At 45.3% G+C, this 23784-nt stretch carries 23 protein-coding genes; 10 read left to right on the plus strand and 13 right to left on the minus strand.

What is annotated here, in order from left to right:
* Positions 1-723 precede the first annotated feature (723 nt).
* Complete coding sequence (locus I2F54_RS08710) at positions 724-975, minus strand: type B 50S ribosomal protein L31 (protein WP_004289781.1); 252 nt, start codon at positions 973-975, stop codon at positions 724-726.
* Between the two features lie 191 nt (positions 976-1166).
* On the opposite strand from I2F54_RS08710, the gene I2F54_RS08715 reads away from it, so the two are divergent.
* Entirely contained in the window at positions 1167-2174 is a 1008-nt protein-coding gene (locus tag I2F54_RS08715; RefSeq protein WP_087426305.1) for an endonuclease/exonuclease/phosphatase family protein, read from the plus strand.
* Positions 2175-2549: 375 nt separating this feature from the next.
* Positions 2550-3560 carry a class II fructose-bisphosphate aldolase gene (locus I2F54_RS08720; RefSeq protein WP_009121449.1) on the plus strand — a complete coding sequence of 337 codons (1011 nt, stop codon included), beginning with the start codon at positions 2550-2552 and terminating at the stop codon, positions 3558-3560.
* 153 nt (positions 3561-3713) lie between these two features.
* Here the strand turns inward: I2F54_RS08720 and I2F54_RS08725 are convergent, their stop codons facing one another.
* From I2F54_RS08725 to mce, 6 genes are all read right to left on the minus strand, one after another.
* A complete protein-coding gene (locus I2F54_RS08725; RefSeq protein ID WP_022219584.1) occupies positions 3714-5564 on the minus strand; it encodes a glycoside hydrolase family 13 protein in 1851 nt (616 codons plus the stop codon).
* 108 nt (positions 5565-5672) lie between these two features.
* The gene (locus I2F54_RS08730; protein ID WP_087412555.1) at positions 5673-6833 is read right to left on the minus strand and encodes a sodium ion-translocating decarboxylase subunit beta; all 1161 of its coding nucleotides are present in this window, start codon (positions 6831-6833) and stop codon (positions 5673-5675) included.
* A 1-nt stretch (position 6834) separates the two neighbouring features.
* Positions 6835-7266, minus strand: a complete 432-nt coding sequence (locus I2F54_RS08735; RefSeq protein ID WP_022219586.1) for an acetyl-CoA carboxylase biotin carboxyl carrier protein — start codon at positions 7264-7266, stop codon at positions 6835-6837.
* A 25-nt stretch (positions 7267-7291) separates the two neighbouring features.
* Complete coding sequence (locus tag I2F54_RS08740; protein ID WP_009121453.1) at positions 7292-8224, minus strand: OadG family transporter subunit; 933 nt, start codon at positions 8222-8224, stop codon at positions 7292-7294.
* A 47-nt stretch (positions 8225-8271) separates the two neighbouring features.
* On the minus strand, positions 8272-9825 hold the full coding sequence (locus I2F54_RS08745) for an acyl-CoA carboxylase subunit beta (protein WP_022219587.1): 1554 nt from the start codon (positions 9823-9825) through the stop codon (positions 8272-8274).
* Between the two features lie 120 nt (positions 9826-9945).
* Positions 9946-10362, minus strand: a complete 417-nt coding sequence (gene mce, locus I2F54_RS08750) for a methylmalonyl-CoA epimerase (RefSeq protein WP_087412553.1) — start codon at positions 10360-10362, stop codon at positions 9946-9948.
* 251 nt (positions 10363-10613) lie between these two features.
* Here mce and I2F54_RS08755 point away from each other — a divergent pair, with 251 nt between their 5' ends.
* Positions 10614-12881, plus strand: coding sequence for a cation:proton antiporter domain-containing protein (locus I2F54_RS08755; RefSeq protein ID WP_195500993.1), 2268 nt, complete (start codon positions 10614-10616; stop codon positions 12879-12881).
* Positions 12882-12935: 54 nt separating this feature from the next.
* Positions 12936-13361 (plus strand): HIT family protein, encoded by a 426-nt coding sequence (locus tag I2F54_RS08760; RefSeq protein ID WP_009121457.1) that lies wholly within the window; start codon positions 12936-12938, stop codon positions 13359-13361.
* A gap of 111 nt (positions 13362-13472) precedes the next feature.
* Here I2F54_RS08760 and I2F54_RS08765 read toward each other — a convergent pair whose 3' ends face one another.
* The 5 genes from I2F54_RS08765 to I2F54_RS08785 form a co-directional block, all read right to left on the minus strand.
* Positions 13473-14459 carry a Gfo/Idh/MocA family protein gene (locus I2F54_RS08765; protein ID WP_009121458.1) on the minus strand — a complete coding sequence of 329 codons (987 nt, stop codon included), beginning with the start codon at positions 14457-14459 and terminating at the stop codon, positions 13473-13475.
* Between the two features lie 12 nt (positions 14460-14471).
* A complete protein-coding gene (locus I2F54_RS08770) occupies positions 14472-14888 on the minus strand; it encodes an RNA-binding S4 domain-containing protein (protein WP_009121459.1) in 417 nt (138 codons plus the stop codon).
* Entirely contained in the window at positions 14885-15448 is a 564-nt protein-coding gene (gene pth, locus I2F54_RS08775) for an aminoacyl-tRNA hydrolase (protein ID WP_009121460.1), read from the minus strand. The genes I2F54_RS08770 and pth overlap by 4 nt, the downstream gene beginning before the upstream one ends.
* Before the next feature lie 139 nt (positions 15449-15587).
* Entirely contained in the window at positions 15588-16181 is a 594-nt protein-coding gene (locus tag I2F54_RS08780) for a 50S ribosomal protein L25/general stress protein Ctc (protein WP_009121461.1), read from the minus strand.
* A gap of 139 nt (positions 16182-16320) precedes the next feature.
* A complete protein-coding gene (locus I2F54_RS08785) occupies positions 16321-16722 on the minus strand; it encodes a PUR family DNA/RNA-binding protein (RefSeq protein ID WP_087412551.1) in 402 nt (133 codons plus the stop codon).
* A 171-nt stretch (positions 16723-16893) separates the two neighbouring features.
* Here I2F54_RS08785 and nusB point away from each other — a divergent pair, with 171 nt between their 5' ends.
* Genes nusB through I2F54_RS08810 form a run of 5 tightly spaced genes read left to right on the plus strand, consistent with a single transcriptional unit; the run spans position 16894 to position 20289 of the window.
* Positions 16894-17820 carry a transcription antitermination factor NusB gene (nusB, locus tag I2F54_RS08790; protein WP_195500994.1) on the plus strand — a complete coding sequence of 309 codons (927 nt, stop codon included), beginning with the start codon at positions 16894-16896 and terminating at the stop codon, positions 17818-17820.
* Between the two features lie 38 nt (positions 17821-17858).
* On the plus strand, positions 17859-18188 hold the full coding sequence (yajC, locus tag I2F54_RS08795; RefSeq protein WP_009121465.1) for a preprotein translocase subunit YajC: 330 nt from the start codon (positions 17859-17861) through the stop codon (positions 18186-18188).
* 14 nt (positions 18189-18202) lie between these two features.
* Complete coding sequence (locus I2F54_RS08800) at positions 18203-19213, plus strand: CdaR family protein (protein WP_087426272.1); 1011 nt, start codon at positions 18203-18205, stop codon at positions 19211-19213.
* Positions 19210-19824: a dephospho-CoA kinase gene (gene coaE / locus I2F54_RS08805; protein WP_195500995.1), complete on the plus strand. Its 615-nt coding sequence runs from the start codon at positions 19210-19212 to the stop codon at positions 19822-19824. The genes I2F54_RS08800 and coaE overlap by 4 nt, the downstream gene beginning before the upstream one ends.
* A gap of 27 nt (positions 19825-19851) precedes the next feature.
* Positions 19852-20289 (plus strand): DUF5606 family protein, encoded by a 438-nt coding sequence (locus I2F54_RS08810; RefSeq protein WP_009121468.1) that lies wholly within the window; start codon positions 19852-19854, stop codon positions 20287-20289.
* Between the two features lie 84 nt (positions 20290-20373).
* Here the strand turns inward: I2F54_RS08810 and clpB are convergent, their stop codons facing one another.
* A complete protein-coding gene (clpB, locus tag I2F54_RS08815; RefSeq protein WP_195500996.1) occupies positions 20374-22968 on the minus strand; it encodes an ATP-dependent chaperone ClpB in 2595 nt (864 codons plus the stop codon).
* A gap of 189 nt (positions 22969-23157) precedes the next feature.
* Here clpB and I2F54_RS08820 point away from each other — a divergent pair, with 189 nt between their 5' ends.
* Positions 23158-23775, plus strand: a complete 618-nt coding sequence (locus tag I2F54_RS08820) for a DUF6621 family protein (protein ID WP_195500997.1) — start codon at positions 23158-23160, stop codon at positions 23773-23775.
* Positions 23776-23784 lie beyond the last annotated feature (9 nt).

The raw sequence follows: 23784 nt of genomic DNA on the forward strand, positions 1-23784 counted from the left end.
ACAATCAGGCCTTCGCATTGCCCCACCCATGGATAAACAACAGCCACTCACGCCATTTTGTATATAGATACTCCTCTACCGGATACACCGATGGAAAAGTAGGTATATAACACAGACGTGAGCGTTGTTGTTATCATCTTCATGGGTTTCAAAGTTGCGAAGTTTGATTGTAGAAGATAATTTCAATAACGCTTCTTAAAAAATAATTAGTTTCGTTGCGCTCAACGGAACTTTCGCAAAGATAAGTAGTTTTTTGTTAAGAGAGAATGGATTGTCCACTTTTTATTTTGTTTCTTTTAGGCATAAGCTCTCTCCGTTTTCAGTTTGATGATATTTGCCTTCACCTTCCACACGCCTGTTTATGCGGGATAGCGGGTGAAACCTTGTTTTCGGCTTTGAAATGTTTGAAGGGCGCCGGCAAATGTGCACGGAGGTATTGTGTAAGTAAATCCGTCTTGCGAGACGAAAAGAACCATCCCGCAAGACGGATTTATCTATCCCGTAAGACAAAATAATCCGCCTTGCGGGATAAATAATTTCATCTTGCGGGACGGTTTTGTGTACGGTGATAATCGTCTTTGGTGCGCTTGAAAAGTCTGTTTGATAGGCTTGAAAACTTTTTTGGGTGTACATCCTGTCGTTTAGCTGAACCTGAGTATGCGCGGTATAATAAAAAAGGGAATCTGTATCAGACTCCCTTTTTCTGCTTCTTTAAAAAACAGATTATTTCTTACGGTTACCGTAACGGCTCATGAACTTATCAACACGACCGGCTGTGTCAACCAACTTAGACTTACCGGTGTAGAACGGGTGAGAAGTGCTGGAGATTTCCAGCTTTACCAATGGATAAGTTTCGCCTTCGAACTCGATAGTCTCTTTAGTATTTACAGTAGAACGAGACAAGAACACGTCGCCGTTTGACATATCTTTAAATACTACCGGACGGTAATTTTCAGGATGAATACCTTTTTTCATTTCAATATTTGTTTTTTTAATTTATATTCTGTTACTATTTTGGTAATAAATAGTGTAATGGTCTTTTTCAGTGCGCAAAGATAATGCTTTTCTATGAAATGAAAAAAGGTTTTTTGCAAAAAAAGCCGGAAATTGATAGGTTTATAGCTTTTTATTTTAGATTTTTGCAGGAGATTAATACCATATCACCTATGAGAAAACTGATTGTATTCTTTTCTTTCTGGTTTGGCGTTACAATAGTCACGGCCCAGAATACGGAGCGCAAGCTGTACAGCATAGCGTTTTATAATCTTGAGAATCTGTTTGACACCATTCATGACGCAGGCAAGAACGACCATGAGTTTTTGCCCGATGGCAGTTATCGGTGGAGTGCGCGGAAGTACGAAGCCAAATTGCATAATCTCTCGAAAGTACTGAGCTCCCTGTCACGGGATCTGGTTCCAGAGGGGCCGGCGGTAATCGGCGTGGCGGAAGTCGAGAATCGAAGGGCGTTGACAGACCTTGTCAGCCGGCCGGCCATATCCAACTACAAGTTTGTGCATTATGAAGGACCCGACAGACGCGGTATCGACTGCGCGCTCCTGTATGACCCGCAACAGTTTACCGTGACGAACTCCAAACTGGTGCTCTCCACTCCGTTTGAAGGAGATACGGTGCATCTGACACGCGGTTTCCTCATTGTGGACGGCCGAATGGCAGGTGAGCGTGTGTGCTTCATCGTGAATCACTGGCCTTCCCGCGGAGCGAAATCACCGGTGCGTGTGCATGCCGCCAAGCAGGTAAAGGCGCTGACGGACTCCTTGCTGCGTGAGGACAAAAAGCTGAAACTCTTTGTCATGGGAGATATGAACGATGACCCGATGGACGAAAGTATGCAGACTCTGGGAGCCCGTAAATATGTGTCGGGTATGAAAGCGAATCAGTTCTACAATCCCTGGTGGGAGATACTGGAGGATAAGGGCGTGGGAACTCTGCTGTATCGCGGCAAGTGGAACCTGTTCGACCAGATTGTACTGTCCAGGCCGGTGGTGAAAGCGAAGAAAGGATTGCGCTACGACCATAGCGAGGTTTTTATCCGCGACTATCTGATTCAGCAGGACGGCAAGTACAAAGGTGCGCCTTTGCGCACCCATGGCGGGCGTGTATGGCTGAACGGTTACAGCGACCATCTGCCTACGATTGTTTATCTGAAAAAGTAAGCGGGCGCCGGATGTTACACAAGCTCTTGGTTTATATCAGGAGCAACTGTCATTCAGAGCGTACAAGCTGATTACGTGTATTTACTTATTTACTTTATATATAATAATGTGTAAATAATCGGCCGGAACGTAAACTTGCTTTCCGGCTTTTTTGTTTATAGAGGTGAGAACGCAAAAGGCTGAATGAACAGACAGATGCAAGAACTTTGTAATATGGAGATTACAATATTCTGTTAATTCAAGCCAATGGCTTTAAAATAGAACAGATTTGACAGATAAATAGAGATATTTTATTCTTCTCCCGTTCTTCTTTTTAAAGGATAATGCTTACTTTTGCGTAGAATTTTAATTCACTAACAATAAACTTTAAACAAAATGGTTAATTACAAAGATTTAGGCCTTGTAAACACAAGAGAAATGTTTGCTCGCGCTATCAAAGGTGGATATGCAATCCCTGCATTCAACTTCAATAACATGGAACAGATGCAGGCTATCATCAAGGCTGCAGTAGAGACTAAGTCTCCGGTTATCCTTCAGGTATCCAAGGGTGCTCGCCAGTATGCTAACGCTACTTTGCTGCGTTACATGGCTCAGGGCGCTGTGGAATATGCCAAGGAACTGGGCTGCAAACATCCTGAAATTGTTCTTCACCTTGACCACGGAGATACTTTCGAGACTTGCAAAAGCTGTATCGATTCAGGTTTCTCCTCAGTAATGATTGACGGTTCACATCTTCCATACGAAGAAAATGTAGCTCTGACAAAGAAGGTTGTTGACTACGCTCACCAATTCGATGTTACAGTAGAGGGCGAACTCGGCGTATTGGCAGGTGTAGAAGATGAAGTGTCTGCTGAACACCACACATATACTAACCCTGAAGAAGTTATTGACTTCGCTACTCGCACAGGTTGCGACTCTTTGGCTATCTCTATCGGTACTTCTCACGGTGCATACAAGTTCAAACCCGAACAATGCCACGTAGATCCCGCGACAGGTCGCCTGGTTCCTCCTCCTCTGGAATTTGCGGTATTGGATGCCGTAATGGAGAAACTTCCGGGATTCCCTATCGTACTCCACGGTTCTTCTTCAGTTCCTCAGGAAGAAGTTGATACTATCAATAAATTTGGCGGTAAGCTGGAAGCGGCTATCGGTATTCCTGAAGACCAACTGCGTAAAGCTGCCAAGTCCGCTGTTTGCAAAATCAACATCGACTCAGATTCTCGTTTGGCTATGACCGCTGCTGTTCGTAAGGTATTCGCTGAGAAACCGGCTGAATTCGACCCGCGTAAATACCTGGGCCCGGCTCGTGACAACATGGAGAAACTTTACAAGCACAAAATCATCAACGTGCTTGGTTCGGAAAACAAATTGGCTCAATTGGACTGATAGGGTTAATCTGATTATAAAAAAGGGGAGTGCATTGAAATGCACTCCCCTTTTTACTTTTAGGTACGGATTGAACGGAACTTTACGGTGCTCTTTGGATTTCCGTGGTTTTCCGTACAATCCGTGCCTGGCTCATATCAAATCCGGGTCTGTTTACAACTCGATAACCAGTGATTCACGCGCTCCCATCTTCAACTCTTCTCCGAAGGCGATCGTTCTGCCGCTTAGAATGTCTTTACCTTGTTTGGCGTCTTTCAGTATTTCCTTGTAGAACTTCAAAGGAACGGCGGTTGCAGAGTCGGTACCGTTCAGCATTACGAAAACGGTCTTACCTTCGTGCTGACGGGCATAGGCATATACGCCGTTCTGTACCATGAACTGGGTCATGCTGCCTTTGGCAATCACATCGTTTCCTTTACGCCAGTTCAGTATTGTTTTGTAGAAGTTGTAGCAATCGTTTTGAATTTTGCTGCGGCCTTCGGCTGTCAGTGCGGTCTCTTTGTCGTCTGCCCAGCCGCCGGGGAAGTCCTTGCGGACATAACCGTCACTTTTGCTCTTTACGCCGTTCATCATAATTTCCGTTCCGTAGTACAATTGCGGAATACGGCGGGTGGTGAGCAGCAGGGTAGAGGCTTGCTTCAGCATCGGAAGATTGTCGCCCTCGCCCAGGAAGCGGTCGGTGTCGTGATTCTCGATGAAAGCGAGCACCGATTCCGGATTCGGGTAAAGGAAGTCGTATACGAAACTGTTGTACACCCGGTCTAATCCTTTAAACCAGGTTTCCGTCTCTTCCGTTTTGGCGATATTGATTTTGTCGTAGAAACTGAAATCCATTACTGTCTTCAGATTGCTGTTCTTCGGGGCGGACAGTTTGGAGTCTTTTTGCCACCATGCGGTGTATGCCGGTTCGGTTACCCATGTTTCGCCTACGGTATTGTAGTTGGGGTATTCTTCATTCAGTTCTTTCATCCAGTTGCTCATGGCGTCATAGTCGGCGTACGGGTAAGTATCCATGCGGATACCGTCTATGTCGGCATATTCAATCCACCAGAAACTGTTCTGAACGAGATAGCGGTATACATGCGGGTTCTTTTGGTTGAGGTCGGGCATGGCGGTTACGAACCAGCCGTCGTTCATCTGGCTGAAATCGTATTTCGATGCGTACGGGTCTACGTGGGGAGTCAGCTTGAAGGATGTCTGCACAAAGTTGTTTTCATGGTCGGGATTATTGAACCAGTCTTTACAGGGCATGTCCTTTATCCATACGTGCTCTACGCCGCAGTGGTTGAAAATCATATCCATTACGATTTTAATGCCGCGTGCATGAGACTTTTCGATGAGTCGCTTATATTCTTCGTTGGTGCCGAAGCGGGGGTCTACCTTGTAGTAATCGGTGGTGGCATAGCCGTGGTAAGAACCGCCGGTCATGTTGTTTTCCAATACCGGAGTAAACCACAAGGCGGTCACGCCCAAATCGGAAAAATAGTCGAGGTGCTGTTCGATACCCGCGAGGTCGCCGCCATGACGGGCATTCGGGTCGTTGCGGTCTACCTTGTACTCTGCCATGCCTGCTATCTGGTCGTTGTCGGGATTACCGTTGGCGAAACGGTCGGGCATCAGCAGGTAGAGCGCGTCGGACGCGTCGAAACCTTTGTGCTCGCAGCCCTTTTTGGCACGTGCCTTTAGCTCATACTCTTTGACGAGCTTTTTCTTGCCTTGCGTAAAGGTGAGTGTCATTTTACCGGGTTTCACGTCTTTGTCCAGCTTGAGATAGACCAGCAGGTAATTGTTGCTTTCCAACTTGACTGTACTACTCAGCGAGACGCCGGGATAGTTGACGGATACCGCCGCATTGCCGATGCCTTCACCATATACCATTAGCTGAAGTTCGGGGTTTTGCATGCCGGTGTACCAAAACGGAGGGTCGATTTTGTTTACGTTCATGGCTGCATACGTACTGAGGGAAAGTAGGAGCGTTCCCAAAATGAAGAATACTTTTTTCATGATATTAGCTTTTCGTTGTTTTCTGCGCTAAATTAAAAAAAATAGCGGAGAAGGCTGTCGCCTCTCCGCTATTATCCTTTATGCAGGTTATGCAAACGTTTTCACTGCTTACATCAGGAATCCCAACAGGATACCGGCGGCTACCGCCGAACCGATAACACCCGCTACATTCGGACCCATGGCATGCATCAGCAGATAGTTGGTCGGGTCGTATTCCAAACCTACTATTTGAGAGATACGCGCAGAGTCGGGTACTGCAGATACGCCTGCATTACCAATCAGCGGATTAATCTTATTGCCTTTCTTCAGGAAGAGATTGAATATCTTCACGAAGATTACGCCGGAAGCGGTTGCGACGATGAATGAGAATGCGCCCAGACCGAAAATCCATAATGAGTCTGTGGTCAGGAACTCGGATGCTTGCGTGGAAGCACCTACGGTCAGACCCAGCAGGATGGTGATTGTGTCAATCAGCGGACCGCTGGCCGTGTTGGCCAGACGACGGGTTACACCGCTTTCCTTCAACAGGTTACCGAAGAACAGCATACCCAGCAAAGGCAGGCCGGACGGAACGAGGAAACAAGTGAGCAACAGACCGATAATCGGGAACATCACTTTTTCCGTATGAGAAACAACGCGCGGCGGTTTCATGCGGATAAGGCGTTCGTTCTTGCTGGTAAGCAGACGCATGATAGGCGGCTGTATTACCGGTACCAACGCCATGTAGGAATAGGCGGACACCGCGATTGCACCCATCAGGTTGGGAGCCAGCTTGGACGAGAGGAAGATAGCCGTCGGGCCGTCTGCACCACCGATGATGCCGATAGCTCCGGCTTGCATCGGATCGAATCCGATGGCTAAGGCTGTCATGTATGCGCCGAAGATACCGAATTGCGCGGCTGCGCCGACCAGCATCAGCTTCGGGTTCGAAATCAGGGCGGAGAAGTCCGTCATGGCTCCGATACCCAGGAAGATGAGCGGCGGATACCATCCGGAAGTCACTCCTTGATACAGAATGTTGAGCACAGACCCTTCTTCATAGATGCCGACTTTCAATCCGGCTTCCATGTTGAAAGGGATATTACCGATCAGCATACCGAAACCGATAGGTATCAGAAGCATCGGCTCAAATTCCTTGGCTACCGCCAAGTATATGAAGAACAAACCTACCAGAATCATTACTACGTGGCCTGCCGTTGCATTGGCAAAACCCGTATATGTCCAGAAGTCGGCAAGGTTGTTTCCTAAAAATGTGATAAATTCTCCCATATTATTCAATAATTACAAGGTCAGTACCTTCGAGTACGGATTCTCCTTTACTAACATTAATAGCGGTAATCTTACCGTCTTTGTCGGCATTGATGTTGTTCTCCATTTTCATGGCTTCCAGGATGATGATAACCTGGCCTTTCTTCACTGTATCGCCCACATTGACCTTGATGTCAAGGATAACGCCGGGCAGCGGAGACTTCACGCCTGACTTGCCGGTTGATGCGGCGGCCGGCTTAACGACCGGAGTGGCCGGAGCGGCCGGAGCCGTACTTACAGGACGCACTACCGGTTTGACAGCTGCTTTCGGAGTTTTCTCCATTTCAACCTTATAGGGAGTACCGTTCACTTCTACGTGGGCGATATTATCTTCAATATCTCCAATGGTAACCTTATATACGTTACCGTTGATTTTGTATTTATATTCTTTCATCGTTTTATCTTTATTAAAGGTGACTTTACTTTCTCTGAGGAGTTTCACGCAGTGTATAAATCTTGGAGCTCCATGGTGAATAGCTGCGTTTTACACGGGTAATGGTAAGCACGGTGTCTTCCACATCGTGTACATCGCTCTGCATTTCGTGCAAAGCCAGGGAAATGGCGGCGAATACTTCACCGGGGGCTTCTCCCAATAGTTTTTCTTTAGCTTCTTTCTTGTCGGTAATACCCTTGGCGCGCATTGCGTTGCGCTTGCTGAGGTTGACGGAAATCTTGCCTACAATCTTGAAAGAAATATAAAGCAGAATCAAACCAAAGAATACTACACTCATGGCGGAAATAGACATACCTATACCTACGCTGTCGTGCTGCTCGAACTTCTCCATCTTGGCATTGCTGTCGATGGTTTGGTTGTTGGTGCTCGGAGTAACGTACTTATCGGAAGTTTCTCCTTTGACCTCCCATTCCGGAGTAGCGTCGCTGACGCGCGCATAGGACTGGTTGGCCTTTAATACACCGGCAGGAACTACAATCTGATCCAACAGTTTCTTGCCGGAATCGTACAGACCGATCCAGTTGGCATTCAGGCTGTCCAGTTTAAAGTTGGTGTGGAATGTACCGCGATTAGGTTCTCCATCCGCCCAGAATAATGCGTGCTGACGGGGTTTTACCAAAGTCAGGACATCACCTTTCGGGATAAAATAAGTGGCGGTATCGCCCGGCTGGCTGCTAAACTTCAGATAGCAACCTGCAAGGTCGGCGCTGCCGTATGATTTATTGAATATTTCAATCCATGCGCTGTGTACACCGTAGTCATCCTGGAAGTTGCTTTCGTTGTTGATAAGCACTTCATTCAGCAACAGTTTGGAGTTTGCCTTCTTCTCACCGCAAGAAGAACAGAAACCCAGCACCAGCATCAATGAAAGGAATATTCCGATTTTTGTTTTATTCATAAATTTGAGTTTTTATTTTTCAATTCTCAACTTTCAATTCTCAATCTTTAAAGAGGAATATTACCATGCTTCTTGGCCGGGTTGCTCAACTTCTTGGTTTGCAGTTGCTGCAGGGCGCGGATAATGCGGAAACGCGTATTACGCGGTTCGATAACATCGTCGATATAGCCATACTTGGCTGCATTGTAAGGATTGGCAAATAACTTGGTGTATTCCGCTTCTTTCTCTGCCAGGAATTGGGCTGGGTTTTCTTGCTCTTTGGCTTCACGTGCATACAGGACTTCTACGGCGCCTGCACCACCCATTACGGCGATTTCGGCGGTAGGCCATGCGTAGTTCATGTCACCGCGGAGTTGCTTACAGCTCATCACGATGTGTGAACCGCCGTAAGACTTACGCAGCGTGATAGTAACCTTAGGTACGGTGGCTTCACCGTAGGCATACAGCAACTTGGCACCGTGCAGGATAACGCCGTTGTACTCCTGACCTGTTCCGGGAAGGAAGCCCGGTACGTCTACCAAAGATACGATAGGAATATTGAAAGCGTCGCAGAAACGAACGAAACGCGCGCCCTTGCGGGATGCATTACTGTCGAGTACGCCCGCCAGATATTTCGGCTGGTTGGCTACGATACCGACTGATTGTCCGTTGAAACGGGCAAAACCGATAATGATATTCTTGGAGTAATCTTTCTGGATTTCGAGGAACTCGCCGTTATCGACGATAGCGCCGATAACTTCATACATATCGTAAGGCTTGTTCGGATTGTCGGGAATAATGTCGTTCAAAGAATCTTCCAAACGGTCGATAGGGTCTGTACAGTCTATGTAGGGAGCTTCTTCGAGGTTGTTCTGAGGAATATAACCTAAGAGCTTGCGGATTAAAGCCAAACCTTCCTCTTCGGTCTGCGCGGTGAAATGAGTTACACCCGATTTGGTGGAGTGTACGCTTGCGCCACCCAGGTTTTCCTGGCTGACATCTTCACCTGTTACGGTCTTTACAACTTTCGGACCGGTGAGGAACATATAGGAAGTGCCTTCCATCATCAGCGTAAAGTCGGTAAGGGCGGGAGAGTAAACGGCACCGCCGGCGCAAGGACCGAAGATACCGGAAATCTGAGGAATAACGCCGGAAGCAAGAATATTGCGTTGGAAAATCTCGGCATAACCCGCCAAAGCGTTGATACCTTCTTGAATACGGGCACCGCCTGAGTCGTTGATACCGATACAAGGAGCGCCCATCTTCATTGCCTGATCCATGATTTTGCAAATCTTCAAAGACATGGTTTCCGACAAGGAACCGGCGGAAACAGTGAAATCTTGCGCAAAGATGTACACCAAACGGCCTTCGATGGTACCGCAACCGGTAACCACACCGTCACCGGGATAGTGTTTCTTTTCCATACCGAAGTTTGTGCATCTGTGCTCAACGAACATATCCATTTCTTCGAAACTTCCTTCGTCGAGTAACATAGCTATACGCTCGCGAGCTGTATATTTACCTTTCTCATGTTGCTTTGCAATTGCTTTTTCACCACCACCAAGGCGCGCAGCTGCACGGCGGTCAATAAGCTCTTTAATTTTCTCAAGTTGATTACTCATATATTTATAAATTATGAATGGTGAATTATGAATTATGTTGTATGAATTGTGAATTATAAATTATGAATTGAGACGTTATATGACTACAATTCATAATTCTAATTTATAATTCATAATTGTTTATTCTCCTTTTTCGCAGAGTTCCGTCAATACGCCGAGGGTGGATTTCGGGTGCAGGAATGCGATGTTCAAACCTTCCGCACCTTTGCGGGGAGCTTTGTCGATAAGGCGGATGCCTTTTTCTTCAACTTCGGCGAGCGCATCGGCTACTCCGTCTTCCACAGCAAATGCTAAATGGTGCATACCTCCGTTACCGTTATTCTTTTCGATGAATTTGGCAATAGTACTTTCGGGGGAAGTCGGTTCCAGTAACTCAATTTTCACGTCACCTACTTTCAAGAAAGCGGTTCTTACCTTTTGGTCCTCTACGGTTTCAATGTTGTAGCATTTTAAACCTAATACATTTTCGTAGTACGGAAGGGCTTCTTCAATGCTTTTTACGGCAATACCCAAATGTTCAATGTGTGAAATCTTCATAACAGTTTTTATTAATGTTGGTATTCAATTCCTAATTTTTACAATAAGCAGTACAAAGAAAGATATTTCTACTTGAATAAAGAAATTTTTCGCCAATTAATTATAAAGGTATTTCTTCTTAAATTGATTTTATAATTGAGGTTGCCAACCGTTATTTTATCAATTTATAGCGTTCGGTTTTTTGTGAAAAAGAGATTCAAAAGCTTTTTTTGTTATATCTTTGTCAGTAGAAATACAATCAGACAAATATTATGTCACATTTAGCTCCCTTGATTGCCGATTTGGCATTGATACTGATTTGCGCCGGAGTAATGACGCTGCTATTTAAGAAGTTGAAACAACCGTTGGTTTTAGGATATGTTGTGGCGGGCTTTTTAGCCAGTCCCCACATGGCCTATACGCCTTCGGTAATGGATACGGCGAATATACAGACTTGGGCGGATATCGGCGTTATTTTCCTACTGTTTGCTTTGGGGCTGGAGTTTAGTTTTAAGAAAATAGTGAAGGTGGGCGGTGCCGCCATTATTGCTGCTTGCACGATTATATTTTGTATGATATTATTGGGTGTAGCGGTAGGTACGGCGTTCGGATGGAAGCGGATGGACTGCATCTTTCTGGGCGGTATGATCGCCATGTCGTCTACTACTATTATATATAAGGCTTTTGATGATTTGGGCATGCGCAAGAAACAGTTTACGAGTTTGGTGCTCAGCGTTCTGATTCTGGAAGATATTCTGGCTATCGTCCTGATGGTTATGCTGTCCACCATGGCAGTCAGCCATAATTTTGAGGGTACGGAAATGCTGGGTAGCATAGCGAAGCTGCTGTTCTTCCTTATATTGTGGTTTGTGGTCGGTATTTACTTGATTCCTGTCCTGCTGAAAAAATGCCGCAAACTGATGAGTGAGGAAACGTTGTTGATTGTATCGCTCGGCCTTTGTTTCGGTATGGTTGTGCTGGCTGCCCATACGGGATTTTCAGCGGCATTCGGCGCTTTTATTATGGGGTCTATTCTGGCTGAAACGGTAGAAGCGGAGAGTATCGAGCGTCTGGTTAAACCGGTGAAGGATTTGTTCGGCGCCATATTTTTCGTATCCGTAGGTATGATGGTAGACCCTTTGATGATAGTGGAGTATGCCGGACCTATTGTTGTCATTACGTTGGCGGTTATTGCCGGACAGTCCTTGTTCGGAACGTTGGGGGTATTGCTTGCCGGGCAGCCGCTGAAGACGGCTATGCAATGCGGCTTTAGTTTGACGCAGATTGGCGAGTTCGCCTTTATCATCGCCTCTTTGGGAGTGTCTTTGCACGTGACAAGTCATTTTCTGTATCCTATCGTAGTAGCCGTATCGGTTATCACTACTTTTCTTACTCCTTATATGATTCGTTTTGCCGAGCCGGCTTCCAATTTTGTCGATACGCATCTGCCGGAAAGGTGGCAGAAGTTTTTGTTGCATTACGCTTCCGGTTCGCAAACGGTGAACCATGAAAGCTTATGGAAGAAACTGATACTTGCTTTGTTGCGTATTACGGTGGTTTATTCCATTGTAAGCGTGGCGGTGATAGCTATTGCATTCCGTTTTCTTGTACCGTTTTTCAAGGAAAGCTTGCCGGGCGTTTGGGGACCTTTGCTGTCCGCTCTGGTTATTATTCTGTTTATCGCTCCTTTTCTGCGGGCCATTATGATTAAGAAAAACCATTCGGTGGAATTTGTTACTTTGTGGCGCGACAGTCGGGGAAACCGTGCTCCGTTGGTGGCTACTATTGTGCTGCGAATCCTATTGGCGGTTTCTTTCGTGATGTTTGTCATTGCCGGACTGTTTAAGTTGTCGGTCGGCCTTGTTTTTGGTGTTGCGGTGCTGCTGGTTACAGTGATGATACTTTCCCGGCAGTTGAAGCGGCAGTCTATCATGATTGAGCGTACTTTCTTCCAGAATCTGCGCTCGCGGGATATGCGGGCGGAATATTTGGGTGAGAAGAAACCGGAATATGCAGGCCGTTTGCTTTCCCGTGATTTACATCTGACGGATTATGAAATACCCGGCGAATCGGCATGGGCGGGTAAGACGTTGGCGGAGTTGAACTTCGGTAAACGCTATGGAGTGCATGTGGTTTCTATTCTTCGCGGGCGTAAGCGGATAAATATTCCCGGAGCTTCGGTACGTCTTTTCCCTCTGGATAAGATACAGGTTATAGCTACCGATGAGGAGTTGAATGTATTTGGCGAAGAGATGGATAGACTTTCAACGGTAGCTACGGACGTTGTGGAAAAAAGCGAGATGATATTACGTCAGTTGCGCATCGACGCTAATTCTCCTTTTCTGGGTAAAACATTGAAAGACGCGGGCATACGTGAAAAGTACCACTGTCTGATTGTAGGTGTGGAGCGGGGAGAGGAGACTTTGCACGCCCCCGACGTGCACGAGCCTTTTGTAGCAGGGGATGTAGTGTGGATTGTAGGCGAAAATGTTGATGTGTATAAATTAGTCGGCGAAAATGATGAAAATGTAGACCTGTAATATTAAGAGAACGATTATCTTTGTCCTGTAAATATAAACTAAAAAAAGTATATCATGAAAAGCGATCCGAAAGAATGTCTGTATTGCCAGAATAATGAAACGTTGCATAATCTGATGATTGAGATTGCGCAGCTTAGTGTATCACGTGTTTTCCTCTTTAAGGAACAAACTTATCGTGGGCGTTGCCTCGTGGCTTATAAAGACCATGTTAACGATTTGAATGAGTTGAGCGATGAGGAACGTAATGCTTTTATGGCTGATGTAGCCCGTGTAACTCGTGCCATGCAGAAAGCGTTTAATCCGGAGAAGATTAATTACGGTGCATACTCGGATAAATTGTCTCATCTCCACTTCCATTTGGCACCGAAATATGTAGACGGTCCCGATTATGGCGGTACTTTCCAAATGAATCCGGGAAAAGTGTATCTGACGGATGCCGAATATCAGGAGTTGATTGAGGCGGTGAGAAGTAAACTTTAAAAAAATAATGAAGTATAAGGTATAAACTTGCGATGAATCTGATTTATGAATTACGAATGGGTATGTAATATCACGGCGCAGCCGTTTATACCTTATACTTCATTTTATACTTCATATTTTATTTAAAATCTTGTCCATTACCCAGTTTGTCAGTGTTGCGCTTTCGCCATCGCAACTACAGATTGATTTGCCAAGCAGATGGTCTACAACAGCTTGAATAAGTGGTTGCTGCACGTAAACAGGGTTCTCAACCGGGATTTCTTCTCTTCCTCTTTCGGTATGTAAAGCTATGGGATCATAGGTAAATACGGAGAAACATATCATTCCTTTGTCTCCGATAATCTCGATACGGTCTTCTCGTGCCGATTCGTGGGCAACGAAGCACCACGAGCCGCTACCCACCAGTCCGCTGTCAAATTGGAAACAAGCGCTGAGGGTGTCTTCGGCGGGATATAGTCCGCCGCGATTACTTTTGTATCCGTTGGCTTCAAGGATGTAGCCGAACATATCTTGCAGTATATCTATCTGGTGCGGAGCTAAATCATAAAAATAACCGCCGCCGGCAATATCCGGTTGTACGCGCCACGGCAGATTCTCCTTATTATAGTCCAGGTCGCGGGGCGGCTGTGCAAAGCGGATTTGTATGTTGATGATATTTCCTATTGCGCCTTCTTCCACCAATGACTTCACTTTCAGGAAGTAAGGGAGATAACGGCGGTAATAAGCTACAAAACAGGGTATGCCGGTTTCCTTGGAGATGCGGTTGATGCGGCAACACTCTTCATAGGTCACTGCCATAGGCTTTTCTATGTATACGGGCTTGCCGGCCTTCATGGACATGATGGCATACGTAGCGTGAGAAGAGGGTGGGGTAGCGATGTATACGGCATTTACCTCCTCGTCATTAATCAACTCCTGCGCGTCGTTGTACCATTTGGCAATACCTCTCTCTTTGGCGTAAGTTTTGGCTTTGGAAATATCCCGGCTCATTACGGCCACTACTTCGGAGTGCTCAATCTTCTGAAAAGCAGGTCCGCTTTTGTATTTGGTTACTTCTCCGCAGCCAATAAATCCCCATTTTATTATTTTCTCGCTCATACACTTATAATATTATTCTTCAAAGTCGAAATCAAAATCAAAGTCATCCATAAATTCCGGCGCGGTGAAATCTTCCAGTTCGCGGCGATCCTTTTTGGTGGGGCGTCCTGTTCCTTTGGCGCGGTTGATAAAGCCGCTGACCTTACTCATTTCCAATAATTCGTATTGGTCGGGAGTGGTTACGTTTTCCATCATTTCGGGAACGAGCTTGGCGCCTACACGCTTTTCAATGGATTGTAATACTTTAAAGGAATAGGTAACCGGCGGCTTGCGTACTTGTATTACATCTCCCGGCTTTACCATACGGGCTGCCTTTGCAAGCGCGCCGTTAATGCTGATACGTCCTTTCTTGCAGGCTTCGGCCGCAATAGTACGTGTTTTGAATATGCGTACGGCCCACATCCATTTGTCTATTCTTGCTTCGCTCATTTTTTATTAAACTGATTCATTGTAATGTCGATGCCGGCAAGGCAGAAACTTTTGATGATTTCGCCGGCTGTTTTCAGGCGTTCGTCCATTGTTTTCCAATCCTCGTCCGTGAAATGTCCCAATACGAAGTCTATCTGTCCGCCACGGGGAAAATCGTTACCGATGCCAAAGCGCAGGCGGGCGTAGTTTTGAGTTCCCAGTGTTGCTGCGATATGCTTCAGACCATTATGTCCCGCATCGCTTCCCTTTCCTTTCAGCCGTAGAGTTCCAAAAGGCAACGCCAAATCGTCTACTACTATTAATACGTTTTCCAATGGAATGTTTTCTTTTTGCATCCAGTAACGTACGGCGTTTCCGCTCAGGTTCATAAAGGTGGACGGTTTCAGTAATACCAGTTGCCGTCCTTTGACGGATATTGTAGCCGTGAAACCGTAACGTCCGTCGTTAAAGGTCGCTCCGGCTGTTTTGGCTAAAGCATCTACTGCCATGAAACCTATGTTATGGCGGGTTTCGTGGTATTCGGGGCCGATATTACCTAATCCGACAATTAGATATTTCATTCTTTCTATTCTTACTTTGATGATAATTTAGATAAAAGAGGAACGCGGATTATCGCAGCTGTCCGCGGATATGAAATCTGCGTCGTCTGCGTTAATCCGCGTTCCGGAATATCTTGTTTTCTTGCTAAGAAAGCGTTGATTAGTTGTTGGCAGCAGCTGCCGCAGCACCTCTTGCAGCACGAGTCAGCTTAACAGCGCATACAACGGCTTCTTTAGCATTCAACAGTTCCAGACCTTCGTAGCTCAACTCGCCTACTTTCACTGTCTTACCCAATCCCAGGTGAGATACGTTGATAATCAGTTTTTCAGGGATAGCGTTGTACAAGGCTTTCACTTTCAGTTTACGCATTTGCAGAGTCAGCTTACCACCGGCTTTCACACCTTCTGCCAGACCTTCCATCTGTACGGGAACTTCCATAACGATAGGTTTAGCTTCGTCAATCTGATAGAAGTCAACGTGCAGAATAGTATCTTTTACCGGGTGGAATTGGATATCTTTCAAGATAGCGTTTACTTTCTTGCCATCGATGATCAAGTCAACCACGTAGATGTGCGGAGTGTAAACCAAGTTGCGCAGACCTTCTGCCGGTACGGTGAAATGAACGTTTTCGCCCGCTCCGTAGAGTACGCAAGGTACGCCGTTGTCTTTACGAATAGCTTTCAAAGCTCTTGCTTGTTCCGAAGAACGTTCTGCAATAGTTCTTGCAGTTCCTTTTACTTCAATAGATCTCATTTTCTTAAAATTTTTGTGTTACTCTAAATTAAGTAGATTATTGCTTAATTCACCATCACACGATGTGGTTCACCACACGATGTTGCAAAAAAGCGGTGCAAAAGTACAGCTTCTTTTTGAATTATCAAAAGGTTGCCCTTTAAAAATCAATATCTATTTTAATTTCTCCGTCAAGCTGGGACTCTTTTTCCTCCTGTTCTGCAGCCGGCTGTTCATTGGCCGGCAACTCTTCATTGTCGTTGTGACGCGCATAACACCCTTGCTGCTCCTGGATAAAGCCAATAGCTTGTTGCAGGCCGTTCATGAATTTCTCGAAATCTTCTTTGTACAAAAAGATTTTATGTTTCTCAAAACTTACTTGAGAATCATCGCCTTCACCCATTACCACTTTTTTGCTTTCGGTGATGGCAAGGAACATTTCATCCTTTCTGTTTTTCTTAACGTCTAAATAGTAGATGCGCTTACCTGCTTTAATGGATTGGGAGAATACTATCTCTTTATCGTTCACGTCCAGCCCACTTTTCTTTTTAAAGTCTTCCATATTTTAGCTATCTTGTTGTAATCGGGTTCAAAATTGACGATTTTTTTTAAACTGTCAAAAGAAAAAGCCCGGATAATGATTATCTGCATTAAAAAATGTGATTTATTTATGTAAACTCATTAAAAATATCTACTTTTGCCCCTCGTTAAAACACCAGTATTTACTTTAGTTATGATAAACAGAGTTCTTATTCGTCTTAAGATTATACAAATTGTATATGCTTATTATCAGAATGGCAGCAAAAATTTAGATGCCGCGGAAAAAGAGTTGTTCTTTAGCCTTTCCAAAGCCTATGACCTCTACAACTACCTGCTTATGTTGATGATAGCCCTGACGAACTACGCACAAAAGCGCATTGATGCGGCAAAAGCAAAATTGGCTCCCACGGCCGACGAGTTGTATCCGAACATGAAGTTCGTAGAAAACAAATTCATTTCCCAGTTGGAAGTAAACAGCCAGTTGATGGATTTTATCTCCAATCAGAAACGTACTTGGGCGAATGATGAAGATTTTGTCAAAGGATTATTCGAAAAGATTGTAGCTTCCGATATATATAAGGAATATATGGCTTCTTCTGAAAATACGTACGAGGACGATCGCGAATTGTGGAGAAAGCTTTATAAGACCTTTATTTTCAATAATGAGGAACTCGATGTTTTGCTCGAAGATCAAAGTCTTTACTGGAATGATGATAAAGAAATTGTTGATACATTCGTTCTGAAAACAATCAAACGTTTTGATGAGAAGAATGGTGCGAATCAGGCTTTGCTTCCCGAATTTAAGGATGATGAAGACCAGGAGTTCGCCCGTCGCCTGTTCCGTCGCACTATTTTGAATTGCGACTATTACCGCCATCTTATCAGTGAAAATACGCGCAACTGGGATTTGGATCGCGTAGCTTTCATGGACGTGGTTATCATGCAGTGCGCATTGGCGGAAATATTGAGTTTCCCGAACATTCCCGTTAGTGTTTCGTTAAATGAGTATGTAGACATTGCCAAAGTATACAGTACTACTAAGAGCGGTAGTTTTGTCAATGGAACCTTAGACGGAATAGTTAAGGAATTGAAAAAAGAAGGGAAGTTATCGAAAAACTGATACCTTTGTTGAATAATAAAAACTAAAACGGAATATTTATGAATTTAATGACTGTATTCTTCCTGCAAGCTCCTGCTGCAGGCCCGGACGGAAGCATGATGTGGATTTTGCTGATAGCTATGTTTGTTATCATGTATTTCTTTATGATTCGCCCGCAAAATAAAAAGCAAAAAGAAATCGCGAACTTTCGTAAATCACTGCAAGTGAACCAAAAGGTTATTACTGCCGGCGGTATTCACGGTATCATCAAGGAAATTAACGATAATGACGTAGTACTTGAGATTGCTTCTAACGTTAAAATCCATATTGACAAGAATTCTATTTTTGCCGCAGCTGCTGATGCAAACAGCAGTCAGGCTTCTAAATAAATAGATGTGAGCCTATGTTTGAGCGTAGGAACATAAAACGTATTTATTTAAATATAACCGGAAAAACAAAGGACTTTCTGCTCAGTGATAAGAGTAGAGAGTTCTTTGTTTTTTTATTTTTCTTCTTTATAGCCGGTGGTTTTTGGTTGTTGCAGACATTGAACAATGATTACGAAGCGGAGTTTTCCATTCCGGTGCGTCTGCGTGGTGTACCCAATAATACGATGATTACTTCGGAACCGGCTTCCGAACTTCGTATTAAAGTGAAAGATAAGGGAACCGTTCTGCTCAATTACATGTTGGGAAAGAGTTTCTATCCGGTTACGCTCGATTTCTCCGATTATAAAGGTACGGATAATCATGTACGCGTTTATGCCTCTCAATTTGAAAAGAAGATACTAAGTCAGTTGAATGTTTCTACGCGTCTGCTTTCCATGAAGCCGGATACATTGGAGTATATTTATGCAACGGGGATGTCAAAGTTGGTACCTGTCAAATTATCGGGAACGGTCAGCGCCGGTCGCCAGTATTATTTATCGGATACGGTGTTTAAACCGGATTCGGTTTTGGCATATGCGCCGGAAGGAGTATTGGATACGATAACCGCTGCCTATACGCAACAGGTTAAGCTGGAGAATATCTCCGATACATTACGGCAGCAAGTGTCCTTGCTTACCTTGCGGGGAGTGAAGTTTGTACCCGCTTCTATTGAAATGATGCTTCCTGTGGATATTTATACGGAAAAAACGGTGGAAGTGCCGCTGCATGGTGTAAATTTCCCTGCGGATAAAGTGTTGCGCGCTTTTCCGTCTAAGGTTCAAGTGACTTTTCAGGTAGGCCTCAGTCGCTTTCGTCAAATAACCGCAGATGATTTTCATATCAATGTCTCCTATGAGGAGCTGCTGCGTTTGGGCTCGGACAAATATACTGTAAAGTTGAAGAATGTTCCGGAAGGAGTGAATCAGGTGCGCTTTAATCCGGAACAGGTCGATTTTCTCATAGAGCAAATTTCCCCTTCATTATGACCGTCAGGATAGGTATAACCGGTGGTATTGGCAGCGGTAAAAGTGTTGTATCCCGATTGCTGGAAGTGATGGGGATACCTGTCTATATCTCCGATATGGAAACCAAACAACTTATGGTGGCGGATAATCGTATCCGCGGCGAGTTGATTGCTTTGTTGGGTGAGGAGGTATATGCCGGTGGAATATTGAATAAAACTTTGCTTGCTTCTTACCTTTTCAGCAGCCCCGAACATGCCCGGCAAGTTAACGGCATTGTTCATCCGCGTGTAAAAGAGGATTTCAGACAGTGGGTCCGGCAGCATGCGGGTTGTTCGATGGCGGGTATCGAGTCCGCTATTTTGATAGAAGCGGGGTTTGCAGGTGAGGTAGATGCGGTCGTTATGGTGTATGCCCCCGAAGAAGTGCGGGTACAACGTGCCATGAAACGGGATGCTTCCTCGCGTGAACTGATAGAAAGGCGCATCCGTAGCCAGATGAGCGATGAAGAAAAACGTATGCGGGCGGATTTTGTGATAGTGAATGATGGTGAAACACCGTTAATTCCGCAGGTTTTAGCTTTAATCACTTTCCTGTCTCAAAATAATACCTATCTTTGCCCACCGAAAAAATAACTACTAATTACAAAAACAGAATATACTATGTTGAAGACTATTTTGTCTATTTCCGGTAAGCCGGGATTGTATAAGCTCATTTCTCAGGGAAAGAATATGTTGATTGTCGAGTCGTTGGTTGATAAGAAACGTTTTCCGGCTTACGGCAATGAAAAGATTATCTCTTTAGGCGATATTGCCATGTATACGGATGCAGAGGAAGTGCCTTTGAAAGACGTACTTCTTTCAATGAAGAAAAAAGAGAACGGCGCCGCTGTGGCGTTGGATGTGAAAAAGGCTTCCGTGAAAGAACTTCAGGCTTATTTGGCGGAAGTGTTGCCTAACTTTGACCGCGACCGCGTATATGTATCGGATATTAAAAAACTGATTTCCTGGTATAACCTGCTGGTGGCAAGTGGCATGACCGACTTTGAAGAAGCATCTGAAGCTGCTGCCGAAGAGACTAAAGAGGCAACCGCAGAATAATTATACTCCATTTTGAGGTTTAAAAAAGAAAGGTGTATGAGAGGCCGCTTCTCATACACCTTTCTTTTTAAGTCCGATTGGCTGTCAGTTTCTGAACACCAATCCGTCTTTCGTCCTATCGGCATCCACCGTAATCGGTTTGCTGCGGTCAACCTCTTGCGACAACAGCTTCTTGGACAAGTCGTTCAGTAAATAATGCTGGATAGCACGTTTCACCGGACGGGCGCCGAATTCAGGATCGTATCCCGCATTGGCAAGGAAGTCTATGGCGGCATCGGTCAATACCAGTTCCACACCGTTTGCGGACAACATTTTTTGTACGCTCTTGATTTGGAGTACAACAATCTGTTTGATTTCCTTTTCTGTCAACGGCAAGAACATGATTGTCTCGTCGATACGGTTCAGAAACTCCGGACGAATCGTCTTTTTCAGCATATTCATCACTTCTTTCTTGGTTTCTTCTACAATCTCTTCCTTGTTGGAGCCGTTCAGTTTTTCCATCTGGCTTTGAATGTATCCGCTACCCATATTGGAGGTCATGATGATAATGGTATTCTTGAAGTTTACGGTACGTCCTTTATTATCCGTCAAACGCCCGTCGTCCAGTACCTGCAACAGGATGTTGAATACATCCGGGTGCGCTTTCTCGATTTCATCGAACAGTACGACGGAGTAGGGCTTACGGCGTACGGCTTCCGTTAGCTGACCGCCTTCATCGTATCCTACATATCCCGGAGGCGCTCCTACCAGACGGGAAACACTGTGCTTCTCCTGATATTCACTCATGTCGATGCGCGTCATCATCGTTTCATCGTCAAACAGGAACTCGGCGAGTGCCTTGGCAAGTTCCGTCTTACCTACGCCGGTCGTACCGAGAAAGAGGAACGAGCCGATAGGGCGTTTCGGATCCTGTAATCCTGCACGGCTGCGACGCACGGCATCGGCTACCGCCTCAATGGCTTCATCCTGACCTATTACGCGCTGATGCAGTTCGTCTTCCAGATGCAGCAGCTTGTCCTTTTCACTTTGCAGCATCTTGCTTACCGGTATGCCTGTCCAGCGGGAAACCACATCGGCGATGTCCTCGGCATCGACTTCTTCTTTAATCATTGCCTTGTCACCCTGCATCTCGTGCAGTTTCTGCTGCGTTTCTTCAATTTCCTGATTCAACGCTTGCAGTTTGCCGTAACGTATTTCGGCAACCTTTCCGTAATCGCCTTCACGTTCCGCCTTGTCGGCCTCAAACTTCAAATTCTCTATTTCGACCTTGTTCTGTTGAATCTTGTTGACCAGCGTCTTTTCGCTTTGCCACTTCGCCTTGTACGACTTTTCCTGCTCTTTCAGTTCGGCAAGTTCCTTACCGATTTGCTCGAGTTTGGGTTGGTCGTTTTCACGTTTAATGGCTTCCCGCTCAATCTCCAGTTGTTTGATTTTACGTGAAATCTCATCCAGTTCTTCCGGTACGGAGTCTACTTCCATACGGAGCTTGGCGGCTGCTTCATCCATTAGGTCGATAGCCTTATCCGGCAAGAAACGGTCGGTGATGTAACGGTTGCTCAGCTCTACGGCGGCAATGATGGCGTCATCTTTAATCCGTACGTGGTGGTGATTTTCATAACGCTCTTTCAAACCGCGGAGAATGGAAATTGTACTCAACGTATCCGGTTCGTTCACCATGACGATTTGGAAACGGCGCTCCAAAGCCTTGTCCTTTTCAAAATACTTTTGATACTCGTCAAGAGTGGTAGCGCCGATACTTCTCAGTTCGCCACGTGCCAGGGCGGGCTTCAGGATATTGGCGGCATCCATCGCTCCCTCACCTTTGCCGGCGCCTACCAGTGTGTGGATTTCATCGATAAACAGAATAATATCTCCTTCCGACTTCTTCACTTCATTGATAACGGCCTTCAAACGTTCCTCGAATTCACCCTTATATTTGGCTCCTGCAACCAGTGCGCCCATATCCAGTGAATAAACCTGTTTGTTTTTCAGGTTTTCGGGTACGTCACCTCTTAGAATACGGTGTGCAAGCCCCTCTACAATCGCTGTTTTACCGGTACCCGGTTCACCTATTAATATAGGGTTGTTCTTGGTGCGGCGACTCAGGATTTGCAATACCCGGCGGATTTCTTCATCACGGCCGATTACAGGATCCAGCTTGCCGCTTCGTGCCGCTTCGTTCAAATTGATGGCATACTTCTCTAATGACTGATACGTATCTTCGCTGGATTGCGAAGTAACCTTTTCACCTTTCCGCAATTCATTGATTGCATTACGCAATTCTTTTTCCGTCATCCCGGCATCCTTGAGGATAGTGGAGGCGGTACTTTTTACGTTCAGTAAAGCCAGCAGAATCGGTTCCAGCGAAACGAATTCATCACCCATTTCTTTGGAATACTGGGTGGCTTTTTGAAACACTTCATTAGTCTCACGGCTCAGATAAGGCTCTCCACCCGATACTTTCGGCAGTGAGTCGATCTGCTTGTCCAGTACGAGCGCGATTTGTTGCCCGTTCATGCCCAACTTTTGGAAGATGAAGTTGGTGACATTTTCACCTACCTTCATCACGCTCTGAAGCAAGTGTACGGGTTCGATGGCTTGTTGCCCCCGTGCCTGCGTCAGGTTCACGGCCTCTTGTACGGCTTCCTGCGCTTTGATGGTAAAATTGTTAAAGTTCATATCTTGTTCTCCTTTCTATTTTTATCAGATTCATAACACCTCAAAGGGCGCAAAAGATTTGCCAGCTGCAGAAATGAGACAAAATTTCAGTTAATAGAAGAAAATGAATGTCAAAATGGCTGATTTGCGACAAATGGCTTTTATCTGAGAAACTTTTTGTACCTTTACTCCCTCAATAAATATGCGATTATGGAAAATGCCCGAATAAAACTTTCCGAAACGGTAATGGTGATAGACGTTGCCTACCTGAACTTTGTTATAAATGATTTGAAGAAGTATTTTGAACCCCTGTTGGGACGTTCTTTACAGACGGTGGATTTGGCGCTCTTTACCATGTATCTGGCTATGGATGCCGGAGTAAAAGGAAGTGATAACGATGTGCAGATACTGCTGGTGTATGATGAACAGTCCGGAAAATTGGAGCATTGCCTGCCGTCCGACCTGAAAAGCGAATTGGACGGAGTGGCCTTCAAAGCCTCTTTGGGTGAGTTTAGTTTTATGGCTGTGCCTTCAGAGGGTTTTGTGTCCCGCGGAGACTTGTATCTTGATTTGTTGCAGATAGTCTTAAATTCCGCCGAGGTGAAGAAACTGGTTGCAGTTCCTTTTAATGAGGAGTATGGTAAAGAGGTGGAAGACGTATTGAAGGAATTTACGGCAGAAAGCTCCGGGCGCAAAGAGAATGCAAAAGATATTGTTTATTTCCGTATGGAAGAGCCTGAGGCTCCGGCGGTATGTCATTGGGAAATGTTGGGATATCCGCTGATGTCGGTATTGGGTATCAGAAGCGAAGATTTGCAGAATAATTAATCATACTAA

Origin of the sequence: Bacteroides clarus, assembly GCF_015555825.1 — a bacterium.
GTDB classification, from domain to species: domain Bacteria; phylum Bacteroidota; class Bacteroidia; order Bacteroidales; family Bacteroidaceae; genus Bacteroides; species Bacteroides clarus.